Here is a 24,105-nt window from a genome sequence, read left to right on the forward strand (position 1 = left end):
CCCCTGAGCCCCCCGCTGCCGGCCCCGACGTTCCCGAACAACCCGTGGAGCCCGACCACGGCACAGTGCGCCATGCCTGCAAGCTCGGCCGTGGCACGGGCCTGATGTGCTTCGACATCGGGCCCACCGGGGTTGATCCGGCCGGTGAGCCGTGGTGGGAGCCCGGCGATGACGGGGCGCCGGTCACCGTGGACGATCTGCTGGTCGGGATGATTCACGACGGCACCGTCCCGAGCGGCCCGCTGACCCAGCCGGGGCCGGGAATCGTGTTGTTCCAGGCCGTTCTCGATGACGTCGACGCCAAGGGTGGCCCGGGTGCCGGTTTCGGCCGTCGCACTTAGCCGGGCGAGCTTGGGGCAATCCTGACCTCCGTGCGCTCACGCAGCGCAATCGGCAGGCTGGCGGCCCCACCAGCATCGGCGCGCACGGTCGGGCTGACTGCTCCGGTGACGAGGTATTCGGTGTCGGGCTTGAGATTTTGCAATCCCAAGGTGGTCTGCACCGGGCCGTCGCCGGGGCGCAGGACGAGGTCAAGACCGGTTCCGTCGGAGACGGCGCGCGCCACCAGCACGTCCGGGTAGGCCGCCTCGGCCAGGAAGGGCCCGCGGCGCCAGTGGTCGGGCAGATCCTCGGTGATCAGCCCCCGCATGCGGCTGGGGCCGCCGAATCGGGCGAGCGCCAGGTAGGTGGTGGCCAGCACGGACATGTTGGCGTTGCGGGCCGCGCCGTGGGCGTGGATGAGCGGGTAACGCTGCTGCACCGAATTGTTCACGGCCGCAACGATGTCCTGGTCGCCGAATTCGGCCGCGGCGTTGGCCAGCATTCCGTAGGTCGGGCCGCCGGCGCCGGCGCCCATCTTGTAGTTGCCGGCGTCTATCAGTTGCTCGGCCTTGCCCCTGATCACGATGTGGCCGTCGTCGATGCGCAGGAGCCCGTCGCGCAGGGTGTCCCAGGTGGTGCGTGCCACGTCGGGCATCAGGCTGTCCAGCCAGTACGCGATCCAGGCGTCATTGCCGGTGATCAGGCCGGGCAGCGCCATGCCGAATGCGGTGCGGGCGATCACGAAACGGCCGTCCGGGCGGATCCAGCCGTCGCGAAAGTAACTGATGCGGACCGCCTCCACCAGCTCTTCGGCCCAGCTGCTGCCGTGCAGCCGGTCATGCATCAGCAGGCTGTTGAGCGCAAAGGTGTTGCACAGCGGGTAGATCAGGTGAGGCTCGCAGGGGTACTGCGGGCAGTGGGGGCGCTTACGCATGTTGCGCACCATCGCCTCGCACAGCGTCGCGAAGTCATAGGGGAACCGTCGCCGTGCACTCCACTGCAGTTCCAGACCGCCCGGCTCGCTGAAGCGGCGGTCGGCGTTGAGCGATTCGTACAGCCCGATCATGACGCCGAGATAGCCGGAGTACATGACGTTGTCGTGTGCGATGGGATCGGGATTCCAGCGGCCATAGCCGGCCAATTGCTCGTAGGCCCAGTAGCGCCAGACACGGCGGTCGCGCATCTTGTCGATGGCGTTGCGCTGGGCCTCGGCGAGGTAGCCGGTGAACGCCGGGGTGCGGGTGCGCTGGGACAGTGACAGCGCCCAGCCGACATTGTTGAGCTGGTAGCGCAGCGCGCCCAACAGGAACTGTTCGGTGACGGTGAACCCGTCGAATTGATCCAGCGGCTGCAATGTCAGATCGAGCAGATAACGCAGCACCGCCAGGTCTTCTTCGGTGGATTCGCCCACGGTGGCGTTGAGCGCTTCGGCGGTGGTCGTCTTCACGGCACCCTCCCCAGGGTCGCTGGCGAACTGCGGGCGAAGGCGCCAGCCGGTGCCTGCGGCTCGGTGTCAGCGTCGAATGGACGCACCGGCAGCATCAGCCAGCCGATCACCGCCAATGCTGCGCCGGTGCCGTGGAACACGATGTCCCACCACAACGAGCCGTGGTGGTGGGCCAGCATGGCGGCGTGTGCGGCGTGTGCGCTCTGGGGGCCCAGCGCGAAGGCGCGGAACAGGTGTATGTCGGCGACCCCGAGCGCAAACCACACCACTCCGATACCCGCCAGTGCGCACCCGAAGTGCTCCCGCAGCGGAACCGGGCTGGAGCGCCGGCCCACGCTTCGCCGCCAGGCCAGGGCACTCAGCGCGGTCGCTATCGCCAACCACACTGTCGTGCGCTCCGCCCACGTCGTGGTGTCGGCCATGCTGTGGGCCAGTCCGGTACGCAACAGTCCGGCGGTCAACACCACATAGATCAGAACTCCGGCGGCGGACGCGCACAGGGTGCGGTGATCGCGCCCCCGCGGTGACCGCGGGGGCGCCGGGACGTGCGTGGCCAACGGCTCGCCGCGGGCAGACCGACGTGCCGGTGGCGCAAAGAGATCCAGCGACCCCGGACGTCGGCGAGTCAGCCACATCCGGAACCGGAACACCATCGCCATGAGCGATCCGGCGACGAGGCAGCACAGCATGGCCTGTGCACCTCCTTCGCCGATGTGGAAAAGGTTGGGCGACCAGTTGGCCTCAGCGTCAAGGGGTGGGCGGCTGCCCAGCGATCACGCGGCCGTGGGCTCCGTGCTGCCGGGCACCCCGGGAGCCGGCGAGGGAGTGGCTTCGGCGGCAGGGGCCCACACCGTGGGGTCTTCGGCCGGGAAGGTTCCGCACTGCTCGGCGATCTCCGGGGCGGCGGATTCCTGCGTGCGGAACAGCGCCGCGTAGTACGGGAAGACAATGCCGAGCTGATCCACCTCGGCCTGCCGGCCGGCGGCGTCCTTGGCCAGCAGGTTGTTCATCCGCAAGATGATCTGGTCCTGCAGCACCTTGGGCTCTTGGTTGTACTTCGTCACGATCGCGTCGTAAGCCGGTTGGTCGACGACCTTGGTTGCGGCCATCAACTGATCCAACGAGCACTGCGTGGTCAGAATCGGTTCCGGAACCGCGTTCGGGTCGTCTGCCGCGGCAACTCCCGCTCCGGCGGCCGCCAGGGCCGCACCAACTGCTGCAAGGCCCGCGGCGCGCGCGAACCGACTCACTGTGGATGTCATGCGGCGCGACGTTACCAGCATCGGCTTTGTGGGACTCCCGCTTTCGGTCTTAACAAGTGCGGGGTCAGGGCCGCAGCGTCTCCGGGCACAGTTCGGCCTGCGCCGCCTGAATCTGCACGTCGGCGGCCTCGGGGCTGTAGTGGAAGGTGTTGGTCAGTTGGCGGACCAGGTCGCCGGGGGAGATGCCGGCGCGGTAGGTGCCGGTGTGGCCGTACATCCGCAACTCGGCGCAGATGTAGTGCCCCGAGGTCACTTTGACGTGATCGGCAACCGGGATCGGCACCGGGGCGGCATTGACCCGGGCCAGATAGCTGGCGTCGTCGGCGCGGGCTACCGGTGCAGCCAACAGCGCAACGGCTGCCAACAGTGGTGCGGCGATCCGGGCGGTCACGTGCATGGCGTCCATCGTGCCACCGCCGCGCGGACGGGGGGAGACTCTCGGCGCGGCTCAAATCCCCGCGTATCGCCTCGCGCCTGGCTAGGGTGCCAGCCATGGCAGTCAAGGATTCCCGCGAGGTGGTTATCGAAGCGAGCGCGGAGGAGATCTTCGACGTCCTCGCCGACGTCGAATCTGTTCCGTCGTGGTCGCCCCAGTATCAGAGCGCCGAGGTGCTCGACACCCACGACGACGGCCGGCCGCGCCGGGTGCGGATGAAGATCAAGGCAGCGGGCCTGACCGACGAGCAGGTCGTCGAATACAGCTGGACCGACAACAGCGTCGGCTGGACCCTGGTGTCGGCCGGTCAGCTCAAGGCGCAGGACGCCAAGTACACGCTGACCCCGCAGGGCGATAAGACCAAGGTCCGGTTCGACATGGATGTCGACCCGTCGATCCCCATCCCGGGGTTCCTGCTCAAGAGCACCCTCAAGGGCGGTATGAAGACCGCCACCGACGGTCTGCGCGATCAGGTGCTCAAGATCAAGAAGGGCCGCTGACTTTCTCCCTGCGATGAACTTCTGCCGCCGGCAGGACACGGCGTTAGGCTCGACCTAGTGGCTGTTCGAGCATCGCGGGAAGTTGTGATTGGCGCGCCGCCGGAGAAAATCCTCGACGCGCTCGCCGATGTGTCCGAATTGGCGTCGTGGTCCCCGGTGCACAAGAGCATCGAGATCCTCGACGAGTACGAAGATGGCCGTCCCCATCATGTGCTGGCCACCATCAAGATTCTGGGCTTGGTGGACAAGGAGATCCTGGAATACCACTGGGGCCCGGACTGGATGGTCTGGGATGCCAAGGCGACGGCCCAGCAGCGCGCCCAGCACGTGGAGTACACCCTGACCCGCGAGGGTCCCGACAGCACCCGGGTGCGCTTCGACATCACCGTGGAACCGTCGGGGCCTATCCCGGAATTCATCGTCCGGCGCGCCAGCAAGCTGGTGCTCAACATCGCGACCGAACAGCTACGTCAGCGAATCATGGGCGAAGACAACGCTACCGAGCAGCAGTAGGCCCGTCGCGCAGCGTCTCCAACCGCCGGATCGCCTCGTCGATGGTGTCCTCACGTTTGACGAAGGTGAACCGCACCAGGTGATTCCAGACCTCGGGGGCGGTCGCCTCCGATCCGGGCACGCAGAACGCCGACAGCGGGATGGCCGCCACTCCGGCCCGGTGCGGCAGTTCGGCGCAGAACGCCGTGCTGTCGTCATAGCCCAGTGGGCGGGGATCTGCGCACAGGAAATAGGTGCCGAAACTGTCGTGCACTTCGAACCCGACGCCCTCAAGGCCGGCGGTCAAGCGGTCCCGGCGCGCCTGCATGGTGTCCCGTAGGCCCGCCACCCAGGCGTCCTCGGTGCCCAGCGCCAGCGCCACCGCGGGCTGAAAAGGCGCGCCACCGACGTAGGTCAGGTACTGCTTGGCGGCCCGCACCCCTGCCAGTAGCTCGGCGGGGCCGCACGCCCAACCGACCTTCCAGCCGGTGCAGTTGAACATCTTCGCCGCGCTCGAGATGGTGACGGTGCGCCGTGCCATCCCCTCGAAGCCGGCCAAGGGGCGATGGGTGCGTCCGGAGAACACCAGGTGCTCGTAGACCTCGTCGGAGATCACCAGCAGGTCGGCTTCCACCGCAATCCGGGCGATCTCGGCCAGCTCCGCCTCGGTGAACACCGTGCCGGTCGGGTTGTGAGGCGAGTTGACGATCAGCGCCCGGGTGGCCGGGGTGATGGCCCGCCGCAGGCTGTCGGCGTCTAGGGCGAACCCGCGGCCGTCGGGCACCAGCGACACACTGATGCGCCGCGCCCCGGCCATGGCGACCACCGGGGAGTAGGAGTCGTAGAACGGCTCGAGCAGCACCACGTCGGAGCCCGGTTCCACCAGGCCGAGCACCGCGGCGGCGATGGCTTCGGTGGCCCCCACCGTCACCAGGACTTCGGTGTCGGGGTCGTAGTCGATTCCGTACGCGCGGGCGCGCTGCGCGGCGATGGCCTCACGCAGGGCGGGGATTCCGGGCCCGGGTGGGTACTGGTTGGTGCCGTCGGTGATCGCGGCCCGGGCGGCTTCGAGCATGGCCGCCGGTCCGTCCTCGTCGGGAAACCCCTGGCCGAGGTTGACCGCGCCGATCCGCGCCGCCAGCGCCGACATCTCGGCGAAGATCGTGGTGGCATAGGGCTCCAGCCGGGTGACCATCCGCGCCGTCATGGGATCTGAGCCTAAAGGGCGTCGTCCCAGGGTCGAGCGTGAAGCTGGCTTCACGCTCAGGCCACCGGTGTGAAACCAGCTTCACGCTCGGCGGGAGAGCGGTCCCCAACGCACCAACCATCCGGTTGATAGGCCGCCCTGTTAGGCTGCAAAATCGGGGACTACGCTCCGACCTGGGGTACCACCCGCTCGCGGGGGAACGCAGTCGATCCGCATCGAACACCCAATACTGAAGAGGAATCGCCCATGTCCGAAGAAGCCTTCATCTACGAGGCCATTCGCACCCCGCGCGGCAAGCAGCGCGGCGGCGCGCTGACCGAGGTCAAGCCGCTCAGCCTGGTTGTCGGCCTGATCGAGGAGCTGCGCACCCGCCACCCCGACCTGGACGAGAGCTTGATCAGCGACGTCATCCTGGGCTGCGTCTCGCCCGTGGGTGACCAGGGCGGTGACATCGCCCGCACCGCGGTGCTGGCCGCGGGCCTGCCCGACACCACCGGCGGCGTGCAGCTCAACCGGTTCTGCGCCTCGGGTCTTGAGGCCGTCAACACCGCCGCCCAGAAGGTGCGTTCCGGCTGGGACGACCTGGTGCTGGCCGGCGGCGTGGAGTCGATGAGCCGGATCCCGATGGGCTCCGACGGCGGCGCCATGTTCTCGGACGTGCCGTTCACCTACGACAACTACATCGCCCCGCAGGGCATCGGCGCCGACCTGATCGCCACCATCGAGGGCTTCTCGCGTGAGGACGTCGACAACTACGCGCTGCGCAGCCAGCAGCGGGCGGCGGCGGCCTGGTCGGGTGGCTACTTCGCCAAGTCCGTCATCCCCGTGCGTGACCTCAACGGTCTGGTGATTCTCGATCACGACGAGCACATGCGCCCCGAGACCACCCTGGAGGGCCTGGGCAAGCTGCGGACCGCCTTCGACGGCATCGGCGCGATGGGCGGCTTCGACGACGTGGCGCTGCAGAAGTACCACTGGGTCGAGGGCATCAACCACGTCCACACCGGCGGCAACAGCTCGGGCATCGTCGACGGTGCCGCGCTGCTGCTGATCGGCTCGGAGAAGGCCGGCGCCTCGCAGGGTCTGACCCCGCGCGCCCGCATCGTGGCCACCGCCACCAGCGGCGCCGACGCGACCATCATGCTCACCGGACCCACCCCGGCCACCCGCAAGGTGCTCGACCGGGCCGGGCTGACCGTCGATGACATCGACCTGTTCGAGCTCAACGAGGCGTTCGCCTCGGTGGTGCTGAAGTTCCAGAAGGACCTGGGCATCCCCGACGAGAAGCTCAACGTCAACGGTGGCGCCATCGCGATGGGCCACCCGCTGGGCGCCACCGGCGCCATGATCACCGGAACCATGGTCGACGAGCTCGAGCGTCGCGGTGCCAAGCGTGCCCTGATCACGCTGTGCATCGGCGGCGGCATGGGCGTGGCCACCATCATCGAGCGCGTCTGAGAGGTTTGAGAAAAAATGGCAGAGAACACCATTCAGTGGGACAAGGACGCGGACGGCATCGTCACGCTGACCCTCGACGACCCGACCGGGTCGGCCAACGTCATGAACGACCACTACCGCGAGTCCATGCACAACGCGGTACAGCGGCTCGTTGAGGAGAAGGACTCGGTCACCGGTGTGGTCCTCACCAGCGCGAAGAAGACCTTCTTCGCCGGCGGCGACCTCAAGGCGATGATCCACGTCGGCCCCGCGGACGCACAGGCCGTGTTCGAGCAGTGCGAGGGCATCAAGGCCGACCTGCGGACCCTGGAGACCCTGGGCAAGCCGGTCGTGGCCGCCATCAACGGCGCCGCACTCGGCGGTGGCCTGGAGATCGCCCTGGCGTGTCACCGCCGGATCGCCGCCGACGTCAAGGGCAGCCAGCTCGGCCTGCCCGAGGTCACCCTGGGCCTGCTGCCCGGTGGTGGCGGTGTCGCCCGGACCGTGCGCATGCTCGGCATCCAGAACGCCTTCATGAACGTGCTGGTTCAGGGCACCCGTTTCACCCCGGCCAAGGCCAAGGCCGCCGGCCTGATCGACGAGGTGCTGCCCACGGTCGAGGAGCTGGTGCCCGCCGCCAAGGCGTGGATCAAGGCCAACCCCGACGCCGGTGTGCAGCCGTGGGACGCCAAGGGCTACAAGATGCCCGGCGGCACCCCGGCCAGCCCGGCGCTGGCGGCCATCCTGCCGTCGTTCCCGGCCCTGCTGCGCAAGCAGGTCAAGGGGGCCAACATGCCGGCGCCGCGTGCCATCCTGGCCGCTGCGGTCGAGGGCGCGCAGGTGGACTTCGACACCGCCACCCGTATCGAGACCCGCTACTTCGTCTCGCTGGTCACCGGCAACGTCGCCAAGAACATGATCCAGGCGTTCTTCTTCGACCTGCAGCACATCAACGGCGGCGGCAGCCGGCCCGAGGGCATCGCGAAGACCCCGATTAAGAAGATCGGTGTGCTCGGGGCCGGAATGATGGGCGCCGGCATCGCCTACGTGTCGGCTAAGGCCGGCTACGACGTGGTGCTCAAGGACGTTTCCCTGGAGGCCGCTCAGCGCGGCAAGGGTTACTCGGAGAAGCTGGAAGCCAAGGCGCTCGAGCGGGGCCGTACCACCGCCGAGAAGTCGCAGGCGCTGCTGGACAAGATCACCCCGACCGCCGACCCGCAGGATCTGGCCGGCGTCGACTTCGTGATCGAGGCCGTCTTCGAGAGCCAGGAGCTCAAGCACAAGGTCTTCCAGGAGATCGAGGACATCGTCGAGCCCAATGCACTGCTGGGATCGAACACCTCCACCCTGCCGATCACCGGCCTGGCGACCGGCGTGAAGCGCCAGGAGGACTTCATCGGGATCCACTTCTTCTCGCCGGTCGACAAGATGCCGCTGGTGGAGATCATCAAGGGTGAGAAGACCTCCGATGAGGCGCTGGCCCGGGTGTTCGACTACGTGCTGGCGATCAAGAAGACCCCGATCGTGGTCAACGACAGCCGTGGCTTCTACACCTCGCGCGTGATCGGCACCTTCGTCAACGAGGCGCTGATGATGCTCGGCGAGGGCGTGGAGCCGGCCAGCATCGAGCAGGCCGGTCTGCAGGCCGGCTACCCGGCAGCCCCGCTGCAGCTCTGCGACGAGCTCAACCTGGAGCTGATGCAGAAGATCGCCATCGCCACCCGCGCGGGTGTCGAGGAGGCCGGCGGCACCCTGCCGATCTCGCGCAACGAAGAGGTCGTCGACAAGATGATCGAAATCGGTCGTCCGTCGCGTCTGAAGGGTGCGGGCTTCTACGAGTACGTCGACGGCAAGCGCACCGGTCTGTGGTCGGGCCTGCGGGAGACGTTCAACTCCGGCAGCTCCACCCCGCCGCTGCAGGACATGATCGACCGGATGCTCTTCGCTGAGGTGCTCGAGACCCAGAAGTGCTTCGACGAGGGTGTGCTGACCTCGACCGCCGACGCGAACATCGGCGCGATCATGGGCATCGGTTTCCCGGCCTGGACCGGCGGCACCGCGCAGTTCATCACCGGCTACCCCGGTGGTAAGGCTGCGTTCGTGGCGCGGGCCAAGGATCTGGCCGCCAAGTACGGCGACCGGTTCACACCGCCGGCGTCGCTGCTGTAGTCAGGAGCCAGACGTGGAATCCCCCGAGACCCCGTGGTTTCGGGGGATTCTGCGTTTGCTCGACCGGCAGGTGAGCATCGGGGCGTTGATCGAGACCGCGCTGTGGTCCGGCCTGGTCTACGTGATCGCCGGCGTGCTGTGGCTGTTTCTGAACCCCGGCGGCGTCGAGCGCCTCCAAACGCAGCTTGAGCGCCACTACGGCATACCACCGGCCAGCGTTCACGAGGTGGCGGCGGTGGCCTCGGTGGCGCTGTGGCCGGCAATGCTGCTGCTGCCCGCCGACGAGTGCGCGGGCTGAGCCGGGTGCCCGCGGTTAGATCGCGCCCAGATCCGCGGACAGCCAGTGCCGGGGCTTCATGTAGATGACTATCTGCTCGCCCAGCTCCGCCGACGCATACTCAAGAAACTTCTCGGCCCGCTCCGGTGGCAGGTAGCGGTGGGCCAGCTCGGCATGCAGTTCCTCAGTGCCGGGTTCGATGCGGCTGACGGTGCCGTCGACGGCGACGTACCTCAGTGTGGGCTCGGTGCGCTCCACCATCAGCGAGAAGCATCCGGCCGCCTCGATGAGCCTGGCCTTGCGTGACCCGGCCGCAGTCATCACCCAGGGCTCACCGCCTGGGGTGTACTGGTACCAGATGGGCACCGTCAGTGGCCCGCGGCCCTGGCCGGCGTCCACCGACAGCGCCGCGATGTGCGGTTCAGCCAGGAACTGCTCGCGCTCGTCCGGAGAAAGGCTCATGAGCCGAGGCTAGCCGTCAGCGGCGACGGTCGCCTCAGATCGCCGGGCCCAGCAGATCGTCGGCGTCGCGGATGACGTAGCCGTAGCCCTGCTCGGCCAGGAATCGCTGCCGGTGCGCGGCATACTCGGCGTCCAGACTGTCGCGAGCTACCACCGAATAGAACACCGCGCCGCCGCCGTCGGCCTTGGGCCGCAGCAGCCGGCCGAGGCGCTGAGCCTCCTCCTGCCGGGAACCGAAGGTGCCCGAGACCTGCACTGCCACCGAAGCTTCCGGCAGATCGATGGAGAAGTTGGCGACCTTGGACACCACCAGGGTGGAGATCTCGCCTCGCCGGAACGCATCGAAAAGCTTCTCGCGCTCGGCGGTACGCGTCGAGCCCTGGATGACCGGGGCGTCCAGCTGCTCACCCAGCTCCTCGAGCTGATCGAGGTAGGCGCCGATCACCAGGGTCTGCTCGCCGGGATGCTGCTGGAGAATCGAGCGCACCACCGCGATCTTGGAGTGCACCGTCGCGCACAGTTTGTAGCGCTCTTCGGGCTCGGCCACCGCGTAGGTCATTCGCTCGGTCTCGGTCATGGTGACCCGTACCTCGATGCACTCGGCCGGTGCGATCCAGCCCTGGGCCTCGATGTCCTTCCACGGCGCGTCGTAGCGCTTGGGTCCGATCAGCGAGAAGACGTCGCCTTCGCGGCCGTCCTCACGGATCAGTGTCGCGGTCAGCCCGAGCCGCCGGCGCGACTGCAGGTCGGCGGTCATCCGGAACACCGGCGCGGGCAGCAGGTGCACCTCGTCGTAGATGATCAGCCCCCAGTCGCGGCTGTCGAACAGCTCCAGGTGCCGGTATTCCCCTTTGGTGCGCCGGGTGATCACCTGATAGGTGGCGATGGTGACCGGACGGATCTCCTTGCGCTCACCGGAGTACTCGCCGATCTCCTCTTCGGTCAGCGATGTGCGCGCAATCAGTTCACGCTTCCACTGCCGGCCGGCCACGGTGTTGGTGACCAGGATCAATGTGGTGGCCTGCGCCTTGGCCATTGCTGCGGCGCCCACCAGGGTCTTGCCGGCACCACAGGGCAACACCACCACCCCGGAGCCGCCCGCCCAGAACGAGTCGGCGGCCATCTCCTGGTAGTCCCGCAGCTGCCAGCCGTCGGGCTGCATCGCGATCGGATGGGCCTCGCCGTCGACGTAGCCGGCCAGATCCTCGGCGGGCCAGCCGACCTTGAGCAGCATCTGTTTGACCCGCCCACGTTCGCTGGGATGCACCACGACGGTGTCGTCGTCGATCCGGGCGCCCAGCATGGGAGCGATCTTCTTGTTGCGCAGCACCTCCTCAAGAACCGCACGATCCAGGCTGACCAGGGTCAGCCCGTGCACCGGGCTCTTCACCAGCTGCAGGCGCCCGTAGCGCGCCATGGTGTCGACGATGTCGACCAACAGCGGCTGCGGCACCGCGTAACGCGAGTGGCTGACCAGAGCATCGACCACCTGCTCGGCGTCGTGGCCTGCGGCCCGGGCGTTCCACAACGCCAGCGGCGTGATGCGGTAGGTGTGCACGTGCTCCGGGGCGCGCTCGAGCTCGGCGAACGGCGCGATCGCGGCGCGCGCCGAGCCGGCCAGTTCGTGATCGACCTCAAGCAGCACGGTCTTGTCGGATTGAACGATCAACGGCCCGTCGGTGCTCATGGGGCCCATTATCCGGAGTCGACTGACACGGTGCCTACGGCGCCGAGTCTTCACCGGCAGACGACACCGACGTGATCCGGTGAATCGCGAAATCCTTCATCTGTCCCGACGTCGAATCGAATGCCACCAGCCGCCCACCCAGAACCTGGGTGGGGGCCACCTCACGCTGGGTGGCGACCCCGGCGGCGTCGACGTAACCGATGAGCACGGTGGCCCGCTCCAGCGCAGCGCGTTTGAGCATGATCATCGCGGTCACCGGATCCAGCCGGATGTTGTCGAACGGCGCCGAGGTCACGGTGCGCAGCACCCGCACCAGCGCGGTCAGGCTGTCGTCACCGGGGCCGGGGTGGGTCCGGTGCCCGCGCCGCTCCGCGGGGGTGTGCACCCGCAATCCGCGCGGCCGGATGTCGACGATCATCCCCGTAGCGTCCTCGGCGGCCGGCGCCAAGCCCGCGGCGCGCAGCGCGGCCAGCACATCGGCAAGCGGGGCCTGTGCCACCGCCACCGTCGGAGCCAGCAGCCGCAGGCCCAGCGCCTCGGCGGCCGGAGCGGCCACCGCCTGGGCCAGCAGCGTGGGATCCTCGCAGCGCACGAAGGAGGCCGCGATCCCGATCCGCAGCTGACCATGTCGTCGTGCCACATCATCGATCAGATAGCTGAGCCCCTGCGGGACAGGCGTCTTGGAGTGTCTTTCGAAGAACGCCCGCAGGCCCGCCCCGGTACGGCCCACGTCCAAGGCGGAGCGGATGGTCTGCTCGGAGACGCGGTAGACCATCGCCGCACCGGCCGACTCCACGGTGGCGACCACGGCCAGCTCCTCGGCGAGTTCGCGTTTCAGCGGGCCGGGCACCACCACGGTCAGGTCTGCCTGGACCAGGAAGTGATCGATGGGCTCGGGCAGTGCCCTGGCCATTGCGGCCACGGCTGCGGCGTCGTCGGCGTCGGCGGCGGAGCCCTGCGCGCTGTCCGCCAGCAGCAGGCGTGCCGGGGAGCTCAGTGCGCCGCGGCCCAGCACACCCAGGGCGTGGGCCTCGTCGAGCAGTTCTCCGACCGGGCCGGGCTGCAGCCGGCTCGCCCAACGCGGGCGGCGCCACACCAGGGCCCGCGACGCGGACACGGCGTCTACCCCGGTTCCCTCGGACAGTTCTGCGAGCATGCCGAGCAGCAGTCGACGGTCCAGCGGCGCGGCGGTGGAGAACAGCGGCGTGGACAGCGCTGCCCGGGGTTTGCCGTCGGCGCCGCGGCTGCCGATCAGCCCCGGCCTCGCCGGCAGATCCAGCCAGGTGGCGGCCAACAGATGCCAGCGCTGGGCGGTGGACTGCTCGGCGAACCGGTCGGCGAGCACCGTCGGCGCCCAGTACGGACCCTCGGTGTCGGGCCATTCGCGCTGGTCGACAACGGCCGGGTCGGGAAGGTCCGCCGCGATCAGCCGGGCCGTGGCCGCCACCTCAAGCAGCAGACCCAGCCGAGTTTCATCGACGCCGGTGGTCTTGGCCAATCGTTTGACCTCGCGCACACCCAACCCGCCGGTGCGCAGCTCTGGCACCGGCGTCTCGCCCAGGCTGGCCAGGATCACGTCGAGCTCGCGCAACACGTCGATGACCGCCCCGGCCGCGGCGGCGTCAACATCGGCCGCGGTGGTCTTCGACACCGCCGGATCGGGCGCCTCCAACGCGATCGGTCCCGGCTGCTCGCCGCGCAAGGTCTGCCCCACCAGGCGCGGCAGGATCACCGTCTCCTCGTCGACGCGGCGCAGCAGCCCCGCCGCCAGCAGCCGGGGCACCGGGCGTTCCGGGGGCGCTTCGGGGGCGGCGTCGCGGGTGCGCCCGATCGGGGAACCGGTCAGCAACTTGTCCAGCAGGTCGCGCTGGGCACTGTCCAGGTCGGCGATGGCCGCTCGTAGCGCGGCCAGATCCGCCGGCCCCGCCGGCTCCTCCCGGGTCACCTGACCGGGCTGCCAGGGCAGGCCCGCACCGGCCTCGGCGACGATGCGCAGCACGCCGTTCGGCTGCTCCGTCGAACCCCAACACAGCGCCCGCTCGATCAGGCCGTTGAGCGCCGCGGTCACCGCGTCGGCGGGGGCGCGATCACCGAGCAGCTTCAGCAGGTCTGTGACCGGCACACCGTGTGAGTCGGCGCGCAACTCCAGCAAGGCGTCCAGTACGGCCAAATGCAGGAAGTCCAGCTCATCGGTGGCAGCCCGAACCGACTGGCGGGCCTGTGCCCGGGCGGCGAGCGCGGCGATACTGCCCGGCGGTGGTTGGGCGAGGTCGGGCCGCAGCTTCAGTAGCCGGATCAGATCCTCGTCGGGCAGCTCGGCCAGCCACGACCCCAGTGGGACACCCCGGGCGCGTTCGGTCATCGCGACCAGCGTAAGGCCCAACCGGTGAACGGCGTCGATCGCGACCTGTCAGAATGGTTCCGTGGCTGGAAACCAGGACAACAAGAACCGGTATGTCGACAACGGTTGGCCGCAGACCGACGGCGAACCCGCTGTCAGTGAGCTGCGCACCGATCGGACCGGCGCACTGTCGCCATTCGGGGACCTCGTGTTCCCGCTGCCGTCCGAAGAGCTGCCTTACCTACATCCGGTCACCGTCGTCAATCGGTAGCCGGTGACGTCATGACCGGCCCGCTCTCACACCTCGACGAACGGGGGGCGGCGCACATGGTCGACGTCAGCGCAAAGGCGAGCACCAAGCGGGTCGCGGTCGCCGGCGGCGTGCTGCGCACCACCGCCGAGGTGGTGCAGCTGATCTCGGCCGGTGGACTGCCCAAGGGTGACGCGCTGGCCACGGCACGGGTGGCGGGAATCATGGCTGCCAAACGCACCAGTGATCTGATCCCGCTCTGCCATCAACTCGCACTCACCGGTGTCGACGTGGAGTTCACCATCGGGCAATCCCAGATCGACATCACCGCCGCGGTGCGCACCACCGACCGGACCGGCGTCGAGATGGAGGCGCTGACCGCCGTCAGCGTGGCGGCCCTGACCCTCTACGACATGATCAAGGCCGTCGACCGCGCCGCGGTCATCGACGAGATCCGGGTTCTGAGCAAGGACGGCGGGCGTAGCGGGGCCTGGGAGCGCGCGTGAGCGCCCGGACCGCCCGGATCATCATCGCCTCCACCCGTGCCGCCACCGGGGTGTACAGCGACCGCACCGGGCCCATCATCGCCGAGTGGCTGGCGCAGCGCGGCTTCGCGCCGGTGAGCCCGGAGGTCGTTGCCGACGGGGAACCGGTGGGTGCCGCCCTACGAGCGGCATTGGCCGACCGGCCAGATCTGATCATCACCTCCGGTGGGACCGGTATCGCCCCCACCGATGACACCCCGGCACAGACCCGCGCGGTGCTCGACTACGACATCCCGGGGCTGGCCGATGCCCTCCGCCGCTCCGGACTGCCGCAGGTGCCGACTTCGATACTGTCGCGGGGCGTCTGCGGGGTGGCCGGCCGCAGCCTGATCGTCAACCTGCCCGGGTCATCCGGCGGGGTGCGCGACGGGCTCGGCGTGCTCGCCGACGTCCTGGATCACGCACTGGACCAGCTCGCCGGCGGGGATCACCGGTGAGCGGCCACGGTGCCGCGGTGCTGCGCGCCGCGGTCACCGAGGAGCCGATCGTGCTGGCCGAGCACGAGGAGTTGGTGAGCCACCGGGCTGCGGGAGCGATCGTCGGATTCGTCGGAATGATCCGCGACCATGACGACGGACGTCAGGTGAGAAGGCTGGAATACTCCGCGCACCCGTCGGCGCCGCAGGTGATGGCCGACGTGCTGGCCGAGGTCGCCCGGCAGGCGGTCGGGGTTCGGGCCGTGGCGGCCAGCCACCGGATCGGTGTGCTGCAGATCGGCGATGCGGCGCTGGTGGCGGCGGTGGCGGCCGATCACCGCCGGGAGGCGTTCGAGGCCTGCGCCCTGCTCGTCGACACGGTCAAGGCGCGGCTACCGGTGTGGAAGCACCAGTTCTTCACCGACGGCACCGAGGAGTGGGTGGGCTCGGCCTGACGGCAGCGCGACAACGAAAAACGGGGGCCGGTTAACCGGCCCCCGCATTTCGTAGATGTGTGTTCTTACACAACCCGGCTGGGCTGCTGCACGAACGCGGCCAGCGCGTCGTTGCCGCTGATGTTCTCGGCACGGACGGCCTGCCACAGCTCCTGGTGGAAGCCGACCGCGACCGCGTCCTGCCGGTTGCCGTCCTGGGCGGGCGCCGGAGGCGCTGCTTCCTCCCCGGGGGCCGGGGCTTCAGGAGCCGGGGCCGGAGCCTCGGGGATCCACCACGGTGCGGGAGCCTCCGGGGCCGGCGGCAGCTGTTCGGCGGCCGGAGCCTCGGGAGCGGGGGCCTCCGGTGCGGGGGCCTCGGGAGCCGGTGCCTCGGGAGCGGGAGCTTCGGGAGCGGGAGCTTCGGGAGCCGGCGGCAGGTCCTCGGCGATCGGTGCCGGAGCCTCGGGGGCCGGCGGCATCCAGCCTGCGGGGGCCACCGGCTCGGTGCCTTCAGCGGGCGCCGGTGCCTCGGGGGCCGGGGGCATCCACCACGGAGCGGGCTCGGGGGCCGGCGGCGGAGCCATCGGGTTGTCCAGGGCGACGGTCTCGCCGTTGACTTCCGGGTTGTCGATCGGGGCGTCCGCGGGCGTTGCCGGGACCTCGCGCTGCGATGCGCCGGACAGTCCGCGGCCGCACACCGGCCAGGCACCGCGGCCCTGCGTTGCCAGCACGTGCTCGGCGATCGCGATCTGCTGTTCCCGGCTGGCCATGTGCGCCGACGGGGCGTACTTGCCACCACCGTGTGCGCTCCAGGTGCTCGGCGAGAACTGCAGCCCGCCCTGGTAGCCGTTGCCGGTGTTGATGCCCCAGTTGTTGCCGGATTCGCACCGGGCTACGTGGTCCCATTCGTCATCGGTGGCCGCGGCTGCGGTCCCGGCGAGGGCCAGGCTGCCGCCGCCGATCACGGCGCCGGTGACAGCGATTTTGGCGATGTTGACGTTCGATTGGGTGGGCTTGCGATGCCGTCCACTCATACGTGCGGTGATTTCCTCTCTGTCTACGCCTGCGAGGTCAGCGTCGGGTTCAGGCAAGGGGGCTGCCTGGCCGCGACGCACATCGTGAGTACGTCATCGGCTTCACCCCAAGAGGCCGGCTAGGGCCTCAGGGCCGCTCTCGGCGGACCCGGTGGGTCCCCCGCCTCCATCCATCAGGTACTGGGTACTTGTGGATTTGCTTGCCCGTTGGATGGAGCTCGGCGCTACGGACAAGCAAAAGGTGGATCGAACGGAAATTTTCGATACACCCGGAGATGTACGGTAACCGCTCATCCGCGCCGCGTCACCCTTCTCGCTTCCTGGTGTTTTCCCCGCCGCGGTGTCCCAAAACGCCCCGAATGTCAGATGTTTGCGCAGGTCAACGCGTGCTCCATCAAGTCGTTGCCTGCCCGTGATCAATTCGTTATGTGACGTAGATCATGCTGTCCGCCGGGTTTGATTCGGCGGTCCAGCTTCGTCTCTCGCTCGTCCGAGCCTCGCTAGCCACCGGCGAACGGAGGAAGGATGTCCACCGTTTCGCCGGGCCGCAAGGGTGCCTCGTGGTCGCGCACCGCAACGCCGTCGCGCAGATAAGAGCAACGCCGCAGCACCGCTGCCAGTCGCTCGTTGCGGCCGGCGAGGTCCTCGACCAAGGCCGCCACGCCGGCCCCGTGCGGCACGCTGACGGCCTCCGAGTCGGTCCCCGCGGCCGCGCGCGCTGCCGCGAAATAGCGGACCGTCACCGAGACGTCGGCACAGCTTCCGGTCTGAGTGGGCACCGATCAGCCGCCGATCGCGCTCATCGGGCGGTCCGGCTGGATGAAGTCCGGGTCGTTGATGCCATGGCCGGCCTTCTTGCTCCACATCGCGGCCCGCCAGGCCTGCTCGATGGTGTCGTCGTCGCTGCCATTGCGCATCAGTGCGCGCAGATCGGACTCGGCGGAGGCGAACAGGCAGTTGCGGATCTGTCCGTCGGCGGTGAGCCGCGTGCGGTCGCAGCTGCCACAGAACGGGCGCGACACCGAGGCGATGATCCCGAATGTTCCGCCGCGGTCGTGCGAGCCGTCCTCGACCAGCCAGACCTCGGCGGGGGAGGCCCCGCGCGGCTGTGGATTGTGCCGCAGCGCGAAGCGGGATTGCACCGCCTCCAGGATCTGGTCGACGTTGAGCCCGGCGTCGCGGGTCCAGCGGTGTTCGGCATCGAGCGGCATCATCTCGATGACCCGCAGGTGGTAGCCGTGGTCCAGGCAGAACTGCAGCAGAGTGACGACGTCGTCGCCGGTGACCTTCGGGTCGAGCACGGCATTGACCTTGATCGGAGCCAACCCGGCCCGCGCGGCCGCATCCAGACCGGCGAGCACGTCGGGCAGCCGGTCGCGCCGGGTGATCTCGGCGAAGTGGGCGCGGTCGACGGTGTCCAGCGAGACGTTGATCCGGTCCAGGCCCGCGGCCACCAGAGCGCCGGCCCGGCGGGCCAGGCCCAGGCCGTTGGTGGTCAAGGCGATTTCGGGACGCGGGTGCAGCGCTGCGGCGCCGGCCACCACGCGTTCCAGGTGGCGGGCCAGCAACGGTTCGCCGCCGGTGAATCGGATGTCGGTGATGCCGAGGCGGCTCACGCCGATTCGGATCAGCCGGATCAGCTCCTGGTCGCTCAGCAGATGCCCGCTCGGAAGCCAGTCGAGGCCTTCGGCCGGCATGCAGTACGTGCAGCGCAGATTGCAGCGGTCGGTCAGGGAGATCCGCAGGTCGGTGTGGACCCGCCCGAAGGTGTCCACCAGGGGGCCGGTTGTCGGCATCTGTGCGGCGATGGCGCGCGCCACGGCGTCGTCGAAGGCCGCTCGGGTGGCCTCCATATGTTCCGCATGGTCCGCATCGCCTGTCCCCGCCAACGGTGGGGGCGCGCCTGGACCCGGGTGCCTCAACGTCATGTCCGTTTCCGATTCGGTTGGCCGGGGAGTGACCGAATCCCTCTCGGCGTCCGGTCTTCATCTCCTTCAGCGGCGTAGTCAGCCTACCGAGCAAACCTGGGTGTTTTGCGGGTCAGGGTCCGAGTAAGATCGGCTGCTGACGCGTCCTGCGCAGGCGGGACGCTTCCTTTATGTCCGCACGTACGTGATCAGCAAGACAAGCAGGTGAGACCAGTGCCGACCGGCAAGGTGAAGTGGTACGACGCCGCGAAGGGCTTCGGCTTCCTGTCCCAGGAAGAAGGTGAGGACGTCTACGTCCGCGCCTCGGCCCTGCCGGACGGTGTGGAGGGTCTCAAAGCGGGTCAGCGGGTGGAGTTCGGCGTCGCCGCCGGCCGCCGCGGCCCCCAGGCGCTGACGGTGAAGTTGATCGACCCGCCGCCGAGTCTGTCGCGGACCCGGCGCGAGGCCGCCCCGGCCGTCGAGCACCGGCACACCCCCGACGAGCTGCACGGCATGGTCGAGGACATGATCACGCTGCTGGAAGGCACCGTGCAGCCTGAGCTGCGCAAGGGGCGGTACCCGGACCGCAAGACCGCTCGGCAGATCTCCGAGGTGGTCAAGGCCGTGGCCCGCGAACTCGACGCCTGAGTTCAGCCGGTGCGGGCGATCCCACCGAACGGGATCGTTGCTGACTGACTGATGAACAGGCAGTGTTCATTGCTCGACACTCGAACAACTGGTCTGACCACCAGACCTCAGGCCATTTTTGTGTTAGGGTTCGGGTCATGACCCTGCAGCCGATCAATCGGCAGTCCATACCCGACGAGATCTTCGCCCAGCTCGCCGGCCAGGTGCTCTCTGGTGACCGGACGCCCGGCGAGTCTCTGCCGAGCGAGCGAACTCTGTCAGAGGCGCTTGGAGTCTCGCGCGCCGCCGTCCGGGAAGCGCTGGGCCGACTCGACCGGGCGCGCCTCATCCAGGTCCGCCAGGGCGGATCCACGGTGGTCCGAGACTTTCGAGCCGAGGCCGGGTTCGACGTGCTGCCGCTACTGCTTGTGCATGGCGGCGACGTCGATCGCGCCACCTTGGCCAGCGTGATCGAAGCCCGCGCCATCATCGGTCCACAGGTGGCCGCGCTGGCAGCGGCTCGCGCCAATGATGACGTCCGCGCCCGGCTGCGGGCCGTGGTGGACGAATTGGAGGCTGAATCGGAACCCGTGCAACGCATGTGGCGTGTTGTTGGGTTTTGGGAACTCATCGTGGACAGTGCCGAGTCCATCGCGTTTCGGCTGTTGTTCAACACGCTGAATCAGGCGTACGTGCCCGTCCTCGACGTGCTTGTCAACGTGATGGCTGCCGAGGTCAACGACATCGAGCATTACCGATGGCTGGCCGAAGCCGTCGCCGCCGGTGATGAAGGTGGCGCCCGTGTGGCCGCGGCAGAGCTCCTTGGCTTGGGTAGTGCCGCATTCACCCAACTCACCGACCAACTGGCGGACCCGCGATGACCCGCAAGCAGCAGACGCTGCGCGACGCTTTCGTCGAGTTCCTTCGCCACCCCACGCCCTGGATGCTCGTCACCTGGGTCGGCGCCCTGCTGGCAGCCCGCCTTGCGGTGGGCGGCTGGTCGATCGGCGACGCCGTGATCGCCGTGGCGCTGGTGGGTTTCTCTCCCCTGGGCGAGTGGCTGATCCATACCGGGATCCTGCATTGGCGTCCGCGCACCCTCGCCGGTGTCAGGATCGACTCACGGCTGGCCCGTGACCATCGCCTGCACCATCGGGACCCCCGCGATATCCCGCTGATCTTCATCCCGTGGCCCAGCCTGGTCGTGATCATCGTCGGCCTGACACCGCTGGCGCCGCTCGCCTTCGGCAACGCCGGTAAGGGGCTGACGTTCGTGCTCACCATCGCGACGTTCCTGGTGTTCTACGAATGGATCCACTACCTGGTTCATACGGACTACAAGCCGCGCCACGCGGTCTACCGCGCGGTATGGCGCAACCACCGCTATCACCACTTCAAGAACGAGAGGTACTGGTTCACCGTGACCAGTTCCGGTACCGCCGACCGCCTGCTGGGGACCTACCCCGATCCCAGCGCGGTCCCGTCATCACCGACCGTGCGAAACCTGCACGCGCCCAGCGTCACCGGCTGACCCATTGCCACCAGCCGTGGCACCCTGGTAGGCATGGCCAGCTACCTCGCCGGCGGTGACTTCACCCGCGATACCCAATACATCTCCACCCGGATCACCGCCGATGGCCGTGATGGGTATCCCGTGGAGCCAGGCCGGTACCGGCTGGTGGTGGCTCGGGCCTGCCCGTGGGCCAACCGCGCCATCATCGTGCGGCGGCTGCTGGGGCTGGAAAAGGTGATGTCCATGGGCTTGTGTGGACCGACTCACGACCAGCGCAGCTGGACCTTCGACCTGGACCCCGGTGGCCTCGACCCGGTGCTGAAGATCCCGCGGCTGCAAGACGCCTACTTCAAGCGCATCCCGGACTATCCCAAGGGAATCACCGTGCCCGCGATGGTCGATGTGACCACCGGCGAGGTGGTGACCAACGACTTCGCCCAGATGACTTTGGATTTCTCCACCGAGTGGACGGCCTATCACCGCGATGGTGCCCCGCAGCTCTATCCCGAGCCGCTGCGGGCGGAAATCGATGAGGTGGCCCGGCGTATCTACACCGAGATCAACAACGGCGTCTACCGGTGTGGTTTTGCCGGAACGCAGCAGGCCTATGACGCCGCCTATGGCCGGTTGTTCGCCGCGCTGGACTGGGTCAGCGACCGGCTCAGCCGGCAGCGGTACCTGGTGGGGGACACCATCACCGAGGCCGACGTGCGACTGTTCACCACGCTGGCCCGGTTCGACCCGGTCTATCACGGACACTTCAAATGCAACCGGCAGAAGCTGGCCGAGATGCCGGTGCTGTGGGCCTACGCCCGGGATCTGTTCCAGACTCCGGGGTTCGGCGACACCACCGACTTCGTCCAGATCAAACAGCACTACTACATCGTGCACGCCGACATCAATCCGTCCCGGATCGTCCCCGACGGGCCGGATCTGGCCAACTGGCTATCCCCGCATGGGCGAGAAGCGCTGGGCGGCAGGCCTTTCGGAGACGGTACGCCGCCCGGTCCGGTTCCGGCGGGCGAGCAGGTGCCGGCCGGTCATGGGGCTCAATCCGGCGAGGGTTGATTCCAGCGGGTGCCCACCGCCCACTCGGCGTGCGGTACCCGGATCTCTTCGCCGGTCCTGAAATCGATGATGATCGTGGACAGCTGCACCACCAGCCCGCGCAGAAGTCCGCGTTGCGGATCCACGGTGGGGACGGTGACCGCCAGGGTGCTGCCCGGCCGGTATACCTGTTTTGTGGTGTCGGCCGGGTCGTCGTAGAGCCGCCACAGCTGCCACGGCGCTCGACCGATGCTTTCGTCCACCGACAGCTGCACTGGATGACGCGAATCGACCGTCACCGTGCCTTGCGCTTCGGTGAGCAGGCACTCATTGAGGTCGAGCACGTTGCAGTACATGTAGGGCCCGGTGCTGGCGAGCTGCCCGTTGGAATACGCGCTGATCTGCGGAGGCGTGGGCTCCTGTGCCCGGGTGATCCACCAGGTGCCGAATCCGGCCAGCGCCGCGGTCCCCACCGTCAGCACCGCCACCAGTACGGCCGTCGTGCGCTTCACCTGCACATCACCCCTGTCTTGCCGGATCGAGGCGGGCGCCGTCCTGCTCGATCAGCACCGGACGGTTGCCCCCCAGTCCGGGAATCAACGAGTCGCCGTGGAACGACAGGATGGTCTGGGCCAGACCCGGGATCAGTAACGCCGTGATCGCGGTGAAGCCCACCCACAGATCGGTGTATACCAGCACCCCCAGCGCACCACCCAAAACCCAGGCCAGTTGCAGGGTGGACTCGGTGCGGCCGAAGGCCGACGCGCGCGACTCCTCGGGAAGGTCGTCCTGCAGCGCGGCATCCAGCGAGGCCTTCGATATCGCGCTGGCTCCCGACGTCACCAGTGCGGCGACGGCCGCCATCACCAGCGTGCCGGCCACGGCCGCGGCCAGCGCCACGGCGGTCACCGCCATGGTGCAGCGCACCACCAGCACCGCCGGGCGGCCCAGTTGCAGCCGTGCGGCCGTGAAGTTGCCGGCGAAGTTGCCGGCACCGGCGGCCACGCCGATCAGGCCCAGAATGCCCAGCTGCACCCAGCCTCCGGCGTCATGTTGCTTGGCCACGAAGGCCGGGTACAAGAACAGGAATCCGACCATCGCCTTGATGGTGCAGTTTCCCCACAATGCGGCGATGATGTTGCGGCCCAGCGGTTGCCGCAGCGGCTGGCTCAGTGCGTCGCCGGCCCGCCGGACCTGCTCGGGCCAGCTGCGGCGGCGCTCGCCGAAGCGATAGCTCAAGGTGGTGGGGATCTCGCCGGCGGTCACCTCGACCCAGCGCGGGATGCGCATGGACAGCACGGCTCCGGCTATCGAGACCGCGATGAGAACCAACAGTGCCCCCGGCAGCTGCAGCAGCCGGGTGAACACAAACTCGGCTGCGGCGGCGATACCGCCGCCGACGATCGTCCCGCCGAGCAGGCCGAACATCGTCAGCCGGGAATTGACGCGCACCAGATCGATCGACGGCGGCATGACGCGAGGCGTCACGGCACTGCGCAGGACCGTGAAGGACTTCGACAGTGCCATCATCGCCAACGCGCACGGGTAGAGCACCCACGAGCCGAACGTGCCCGCCACCCCGTCGTAGTTGGCGACCAAGACCAGCGCCAGGACGGTCCGCAGTGCGAACGACATGGCCAGCGCCGCGCGCCGGCCGTGCTGGACGCGGTCCAGGGCTGGACCGATCAGGGGAGCGACCACCGCGAACGGTGCGATGGTCACCAGCAGGTACAGCGCCACGCGCCCTTTGCTCTCTCCGGCAGCGGCCGCGAAGAACAAGGTGTTGGCCAGCGCCACGGCCATCGCCGCATCCACGGCGAAGTTGGCCACCACCGGCCACGTCAATGCGGTCAGCCCGGATTTGTCGGCACCGTCGGCAGTGGCGGCCCGCTGTACCAGCCCGTACACCCGCGATCCCATTTCGCGGCTGCGCGCCGCGGCGGCTTGGGTGACCGTGACGCGATCGCCGGTCCCCGGCCCGCTCGGTGGCTCGTGATGGCGAGGGGCAGCAGAGTGCTCGCGCAGCGGCGGCAGGTAACGATTGTCGCTGGGCATGGGTTTGCGTGGGCGCTGCTCCCCGGCGGGGCTGCTGGGGTAGTTGGCCATGCCGGGATGCTGACCGGCGGAGCCGTTGCGTGACCCTTTGCCCGTGGCTGCAGGGGTACGTCGGCGCCGGCTCGGGTCGGGGAGATCACGCCGCCGTGCTGACACGCCTCGATTCTTCCCTATGTTCGCCGCGTGGCCGCGCAGGCCGTGATCGTGCCTGCGTGTGGCTCACCGAGCGTGCCTGCGGC

At 68.7% G+C, this 24,105-nt stretch carries 26 protein-coding genes, 1 pseudogene and 1 riboswitch; of the genes and pseudogenes, 14 read left to right on the plus strand and 13 right to left on the minus strand.

Going from position 1 to position 24,105, the window contains the following annotated elements:
• Positions 1-341 (plus strand): annotated as a pseudogene (locus BST15_RS22040) (serine protease); the annotation flags it as partial.
• Here BST15_RS22040 and BST15_RS07450 read toward each other — a convergent pair.
• The 4 genes from BST15_RS07450 to BST15_RS07465 all read right to left on the minus strand — a co-directional run bounded on the left by BST15_RS07450 (position 338) and on the right by BST15_RS07465 (position 3,436).
• On the minus strand, positions 338-1,768 hold the full coding sequence (locus BST15_RS07450; RefSeq protein WP_052751508.1) for a linalool dehydratase/isomerase domain-containing protein: 1,431 nt from the start codon (positions 1,766-1,768) through the stop codon (positions 338-340). The pseudogene BST15_RS22040 and the gene BST15_RS07450 overlap by 4 nt on opposite strands.
• On the minus strand, positions 1,765-2,457 hold the full coding sequence (locus tag BST15_RS07455; RefSeq protein WP_046190494.1) for a hypothetical protein: 693 nt from the start codon (positions 2,455-2,457) through the stop codon (positions 1,765-1,767). The genes BST15_RS07450 and BST15_RS07455 overlap by 4 nt, the downstream gene beginning before the upstream one ends.
• 84 nt (positions 2,458-2,541) lie before the next feature.
• Positions 2,542-3,030, minus strand: a complete 489-nt coding sequence (locus BST15_RS07460; RefSeq protein WP_157861742.1) for a DUF5078 domain-containing protein — start codon at positions 3,028-3,030, stop codon at positions 2,542-2,544.
• A 64-nt stretch (positions 3,031-3,094) separates the two neighbouring features.
• Positions 3,095-3,436 (minus strand): DUF732 domain-containing protein, encoded by a 342-nt coding sequence (locus tag BST15_RS07465; RefSeq protein ID WP_046190495.1) that lies wholly within the window; start codon positions 3,434-3,436, stop codon positions 3,095-3,097.
• A gap of 86 nt (positions 3,437-3,522) precedes the next feature.
• Between BST15_RS07465 and BST15_RS07470 the strand changes: the two genes are divergently transcribed.
• Together BST15_RS07470 and BST15_RS07475 are read left to right on the plus strand one after the other, a co-directional pair.
• On the plus strand, positions 3,523-3,966 hold the full coding sequence (locus BST15_RS07470) for an SRPBCC family protein (protein WP_046190496.1): 444 nt from the start codon (positions 3,523-3,525) through the stop codon (positions 3,964-3,966).
• Between the two features lie 57 nt (positions 3,967-4,023).
• Positions 4,024-4,479 carry an SRPBCC family protein gene (locus tag BST15_RS07475; protein ID WP_046190497.1) on the plus strand — a complete coding sequence of 152 codons (456 nt, stop codon included), beginning with the start codon at positions 4,024-4,026 and terminating at the stop codon, positions 4,477-4,479.
• Here the strand turns inward: BST15_RS07475 and BST15_RS07480 are convergent.
• Positions 4,463-5,653: a pyridoxal phosphate-dependent aminotransferase gene (locus BST15_RS07480; RefSeq protein ID WP_046190509.1), complete on the minus strand. Its 1,191-nt coding sequence runs from the start codon at positions 5,651-5,653 to the stop codon at positions 4,463-4,465. The genes BST15_RS07475 and BST15_RS07480 overlap by 17 nt on opposite strands.
• Positions 5,654-5,911: 258 nt before the next feature.
• Between BST15_RS07480 and BST15_RS07485 the strand changes: the two genes are divergently transcribed.
• From BST15_RS07485 to BST15_RS07495, 3 genes are read left to right on the plus strand one after another with little or no spacing between them, the layout of a single operon-like run.
• Positions 5,912-7,123, plus strand: a complete 1,212-nt coding sequence (locus tag BST15_RS07485; protein WP_046190498.1) for an acetyl-CoA C-acetyltransferase — start codon at positions 5,912-5,914, stop codon at positions 7,121-7,123.
• 15 nt (positions 7,124-7,138) lie between these two features.
• Positions 7,139-9,271, plus strand: coding sequence for a 3-hydroxyacyl-CoA dehydrogenase NAD-binding domain-containing protein (locus tag BST15_RS07490; protein WP_046190499.1), 2,133 nt, complete (start codon positions 7,139-7,141; stop codon positions 9,269-9,271).
• A 13-nt stretch (positions 9,272-9,284) separates the two neighbouring features.
• Positions 9,285-9,569 carry a hypothetical protein gene (locus BST15_RS07495; protein ID WP_046190500.1) on the plus strand — a complete coding sequence of 95 codons (285 nt, stop codon included), beginning with the start codon at positions 9,285-9,287 and terminating at the stop codon, positions 9,567-9,569.
• Positions 9,570-9,584: 15 nt separating this feature from the next.
• On the opposite strand, the gene BST15_RS07500 is transcribed toward BST15_RS07495, so the two are convergent.
• The 3 genes from BST15_RS07500 to BST15_RS07510 are packed head-to-tail and all read right to left on the minus strand — an operon-like array spanning position 9,585 to position 14,059.
• Complete coding sequence (locus BST15_RS07500) at positions 9,585-10,010, minus strand: pyridoxamine 5'-phosphate oxidase family protein (protein ID WP_046190501.1); 426 nt, start codon at positions 10,008-10,010, stop codon at positions 9,585-9,587.
• Between the two features lie 34 nt (positions 10,011-10,044).
• Positions 10,045-11,697 carry a DNA repair helicase XPB gene (locus BST15_RS07505; protein ID WP_046190502.1) on the minus strand — a complete coding sequence of 551 codons (1,653 nt, stop codon included), beginning with the start codon at positions 11,695-11,697 and terminating at the stop codon, positions 10,045-10,047.
• Positions 11,698-11,731: 34 nt separating this feature from the next.
• Entirely contained in the window at positions 11,732-14,059 is a 2,328-nt protein-coding gene (locus tag BST15_RS07510) for a helicase-associated domain-containing protein (RefSeq protein WP_046686465.1), read from the minus strand.
• A 61-nt stretch (positions 14,060-14,120) separates the two neighbouring features.
• Here BST15_RS07510 and BST15_RS07515 point away from each other — a divergent pair, with 61 nt between their 5' ends.
• Genes BST15_RS07515 through BST15_RS07530 form a run of 4 tightly spaced genes read left to right on the plus strand, consistent with a single transcriptional unit; the run spans position 14,121 to position 15,704 of the window.
• Positions 14,121-14,309 carry a hypothetical protein gene (locus tag BST15_RS07515; RefSeq protein ID WP_046191466.1) on the plus strand — a complete coding sequence of 63 codons (189 nt, stop codon included), beginning with the start codon at positions 14,121-14,123 and terminating at the stop codon, positions 14,307-14,309.
• An 11-nt stretch (positions 14,310-14,320) separates the two neighbouring features.
• Positions 14,321-14,794: a cyclic pyranopterin monophosphate synthase MoaC gene (moaC, locus tag BST15_RS07520; RefSeq protein ID WP_046191467.1), complete on the plus strand. Its 474-nt coding sequence runs from the start codon at positions 14,321-14,323 to the stop codon at positions 14,792-14,794.
• The gene (locus tag BST15_RS07525; protein WP_046191468.1) at positions 14,791-15,270 is read left to right on the plus strand and encodes a MogA/MoaB family molybdenum cofactor biosynthesis protein; all 480 of its coding nucleotides are present in this window, start codon (positions 14,791-14,793) and stop codon (positions 15,268-15,270) included. Before moaC ends, BST15_RS07525 begins: the two co-directional genes overlap by 4 nt.
• Before the next feature lie 17 nt (positions 15,271-15,287).
• Positions 15,288-15,704, plus strand: coding sequence for a molybdenum cofactor biosynthesis protein MoaE (locus tag BST15_RS07530; protein WP_046191470.1), 417 nt, complete (start codon positions 15,288-15,290; stop codon positions 15,702-15,704).
• 65 nt (positions 15,705-15,769) lie between these two features.
• On the opposite strand, the gene BST15_RS22370 is transcribed toward BST15_RS07530, so the two are convergent.
• From BST15_RS22370 to moaA, 3 genes are all read right to left on the minus strand, one after another.
• Positions 15,770-16,717, minus strand: coding sequence for a transglycosylase family protein (locus tag BST15_RS22370; RefSeq protein ID WP_083070887.1), 948 nt, complete (start codon positions 16,715-16,717; stop codon positions 15,770-15,772).
• 10 nt (positions 16,718-16,727) lie between these two features.
• Positions 16,728-16,914: riboswitch (cyclic di-AMP (ydaO/yuaA leader) on the minus strand.
• Positions 16,915-17,217: 303 nt separating this feature from the next.
• Positions 17,218-17,496 (minus strand): MoaD/ThiS family protein, encoded by a 279-nt coding sequence (locus tag BST15_RS07540; RefSeq protein WP_046188080.1) that lies wholly within the window; start codon positions 17,494-17,496, stop codon positions 17,218-17,220.
• A 3-nt stretch (positions 17,497-17,499) separates the two neighbouring features.
• Positions 17,500-18,570 (minus strand): GTP 3',8-cyclase MoaA, encoded by a 1,071-nt coding sequence (moaA, locus tag BST15_RS07545; RefSeq protein ID WP_046188081.1) that lies wholly within the window; start codon positions 18,568-18,570, stop codon positions 17,500-17,502.
• Positions 18,571-18,858: 288 nt separating this feature from the next.
• Here moaA and BST15_RS07550 point away from each other — a divergent pair, with 288 nt between their 5' ends.
• The 4 genes from BST15_RS07550 to BST15_RS07565 all read left to right on the plus strand — a co-directional run bounded on the left by BST15_RS07550 (position 18,859) and on the right by BST15_RS07565 (position 21,832).
• A complete protein-coding gene (locus tag BST15_RS07550) occupies positions 18,859-19,272 on the plus strand; it encodes a cold-shock protein (RefSeq protein ID WP_046188082.1) in 414 nt (137 codons plus the stop codon).
• 137 nt (positions 19,273-19,409) lie between these two features.
• The gene (locus BST15_RS07555) at positions 19,410-20,132 is read left to right on the plus strand and encodes a FadR/GntR family transcriptional regulator (RefSeq protein WP_046188083.1); all 723 of its coding nucleotides are present in this window, start codon (positions 19,410-19,412) and stop codon (positions 20,130-20,132) included.
• The gene (locus BST15_RS07560; protein ID WP_046188084.1) at positions 20,129-20,782 is read left to right on the plus strand and encodes a sterol desaturase family protein; all 654 of its coding nucleotides are present in this window, start codon (positions 20,129-20,131) and stop codon (positions 20,780-20,782) included. The genes BST15_RS07555 and BST15_RS07560 overlap by 4 nt, the downstream gene beginning before the upstream one ends.
• Before the next feature lie 33 nt (positions 20,783-20,815).
• On the plus strand, positions 20,816-21,832 hold the full coding sequence (locus tag BST15_RS07565; protein ID WP_046188085.1) for a glutathione S-transferase family protein: 1,017 nt from the start codon (positions 20,816-20,818) through the stop codon (positions 21,830-21,832).
• Here BST15_RS07565 and BST15_RS07570 read toward each other — a convergent pair.
• Complete coding sequence (locus BST15_RS07570; protein ID WP_046188122.1) at positions 21,814-22,323, minus strand: DUF2771 domain-containing protein; 510 nt, start codon at positions 22,321-22,323, stop codon at positions 21,814-21,816. The two genes, BST15_RS07565 and BST15_RS07570, sit on opposite strands and share 19 nt — an antisense overlap.
• A 7-nt stretch (positions 22,324-22,330) precedes the next feature.
• Positions 22,331-23,917, minus strand: a complete 1,587-nt coding sequence (locus BST15_RS07575) for an MFS transporter (protein ID WP_046188086.1) — start codon at positions 23,915-23,917, stop codon at positions 22,331-22,333.
• Positions 23,918-24,105 lie beyond the last annotated feature (188 nt).

Source organism: Mycolicibacter arupensis, assembly GCF_002086515.1.
Taxonomy (GTDB): domain Bacteria; phylum Actinomycetota; class Actinomycetes; order Mycobacteriales; family Mycobacteriaceae; genus Mycobacterium; species Mycobacterium arupense.

Coding starts and splice junctions, on each gene's coding strand:
- BST15_RS07460 (WP_157861742.1), bottom strand. CDS start 3,030: ATGACATCCACAGTGAGTCGGTTCGCGCGCGCCGCGGGCCTTGCAGCA.
- BST15_RS07490 (WP_046190499.1), top strand. CDS start 7,139: ATGGCAGAGAACACCATTCAGTGGGACAAGGACGCGGACGGCATCGTC.
- BST15_RS07455 (WP_046190494.1), bottom strand. CDS start 2,457: ATGCTGTGCTGCCTCGTCGCCGGATCGCTCATGGCGATGGTGTTCCGG.
- BST15_RS07510 (WP_046686465.1), bottom strand. CDS start 14,059: ATGACCGAACGCGCCCGGGGTGTCCCACTGGGGTCGTGGCTGGCCGAG.
- BST15_RS07485 (WP_046190498.1), top strand. CDS start 5,912: ATGTCCGAAGAAGCCTTCATCTACGAGGCCATTCGCACCCCGCGCGGC.
- BST15_RS07555 (WP_046188083.1), top strand. CDS start 19,410: ATGACCCTGCAGCCGATCAATCGGCAGTCCATACCCGACGAGATCTTC.
- BST15_RS07565 (WP_046188085.1), top strand. CDS start 20,816: ATGGCCAGCTACCTCGCCGGCGGTGACTTCACCCGCGATACCCAATAC.
- BST15_RS07465 (WP_046190495.1), bottom strand. CDS start 3,436: ATGGACGCCATGCACGTGACCGCCCGGATCGCCGCACCACTGTTGGCA.
- BST15_RS07575 (WP_046188086.1), bottom strand. CDS start 23,917: ATGGCCAACTACCCCAGCAGCCCCGCCGGGGAGCAGCGCCCACGCAAA.
- moaA (WP_046188081.1), bottom strand. CDS start 18,570: ATGGAGGCCACCCGAGCGGCCTTCGACGACGCCGTGGCGCGCGCCATC.
- BST15_RS22370 (WP_083070887.1), bottom strand. CDS start 16,717: ATGAGTGGACGGCATCGCAAGCCCACCCAATCGAACGTCAACATCGCC.
- BST15_RS07560 (WP_046188084.1), top strand. CDS start 20,129: ATGACCCGCAAGCAGCAGACGCTGCGCGACGCTTTCGTCGAGTTCCTT.
- BST15_RS07500 (WP_046190501.1), bottom strand. CDS start 10,010: ATGAGCCTTTCTCCGGACGAGCGCGAGCAGTTCCTGGCTGAACCGCAC.
- BST15_RS07470 (WP_046190496.1), top strand. CDS start 3,523: ATGGCAGTCAAGGATTCCCGCGAGGTGGTTATCGAAGCGAGCGCGGAG.
- moaC (WP_046191467.1), top strand. CDS start 14,321: ATGACCGGCCCGCTCTCACACCTCGACGAACGGGGGGCGGCGCACATG.
- BST15_RS07480 (WP_046190509.1), bottom strand. CDS start 5,653: ATGGTCACCCGGCTGGAGCCCTATGCCACCACGATCTTCGCCGAGATG.
- BST15_RS07505 (WP_046190502.1), bottom strand. CDS start 11,697: ATGAGCACCGACGGGCCGTTGATCGTTCAATCCGACAAGACCGTGCTG.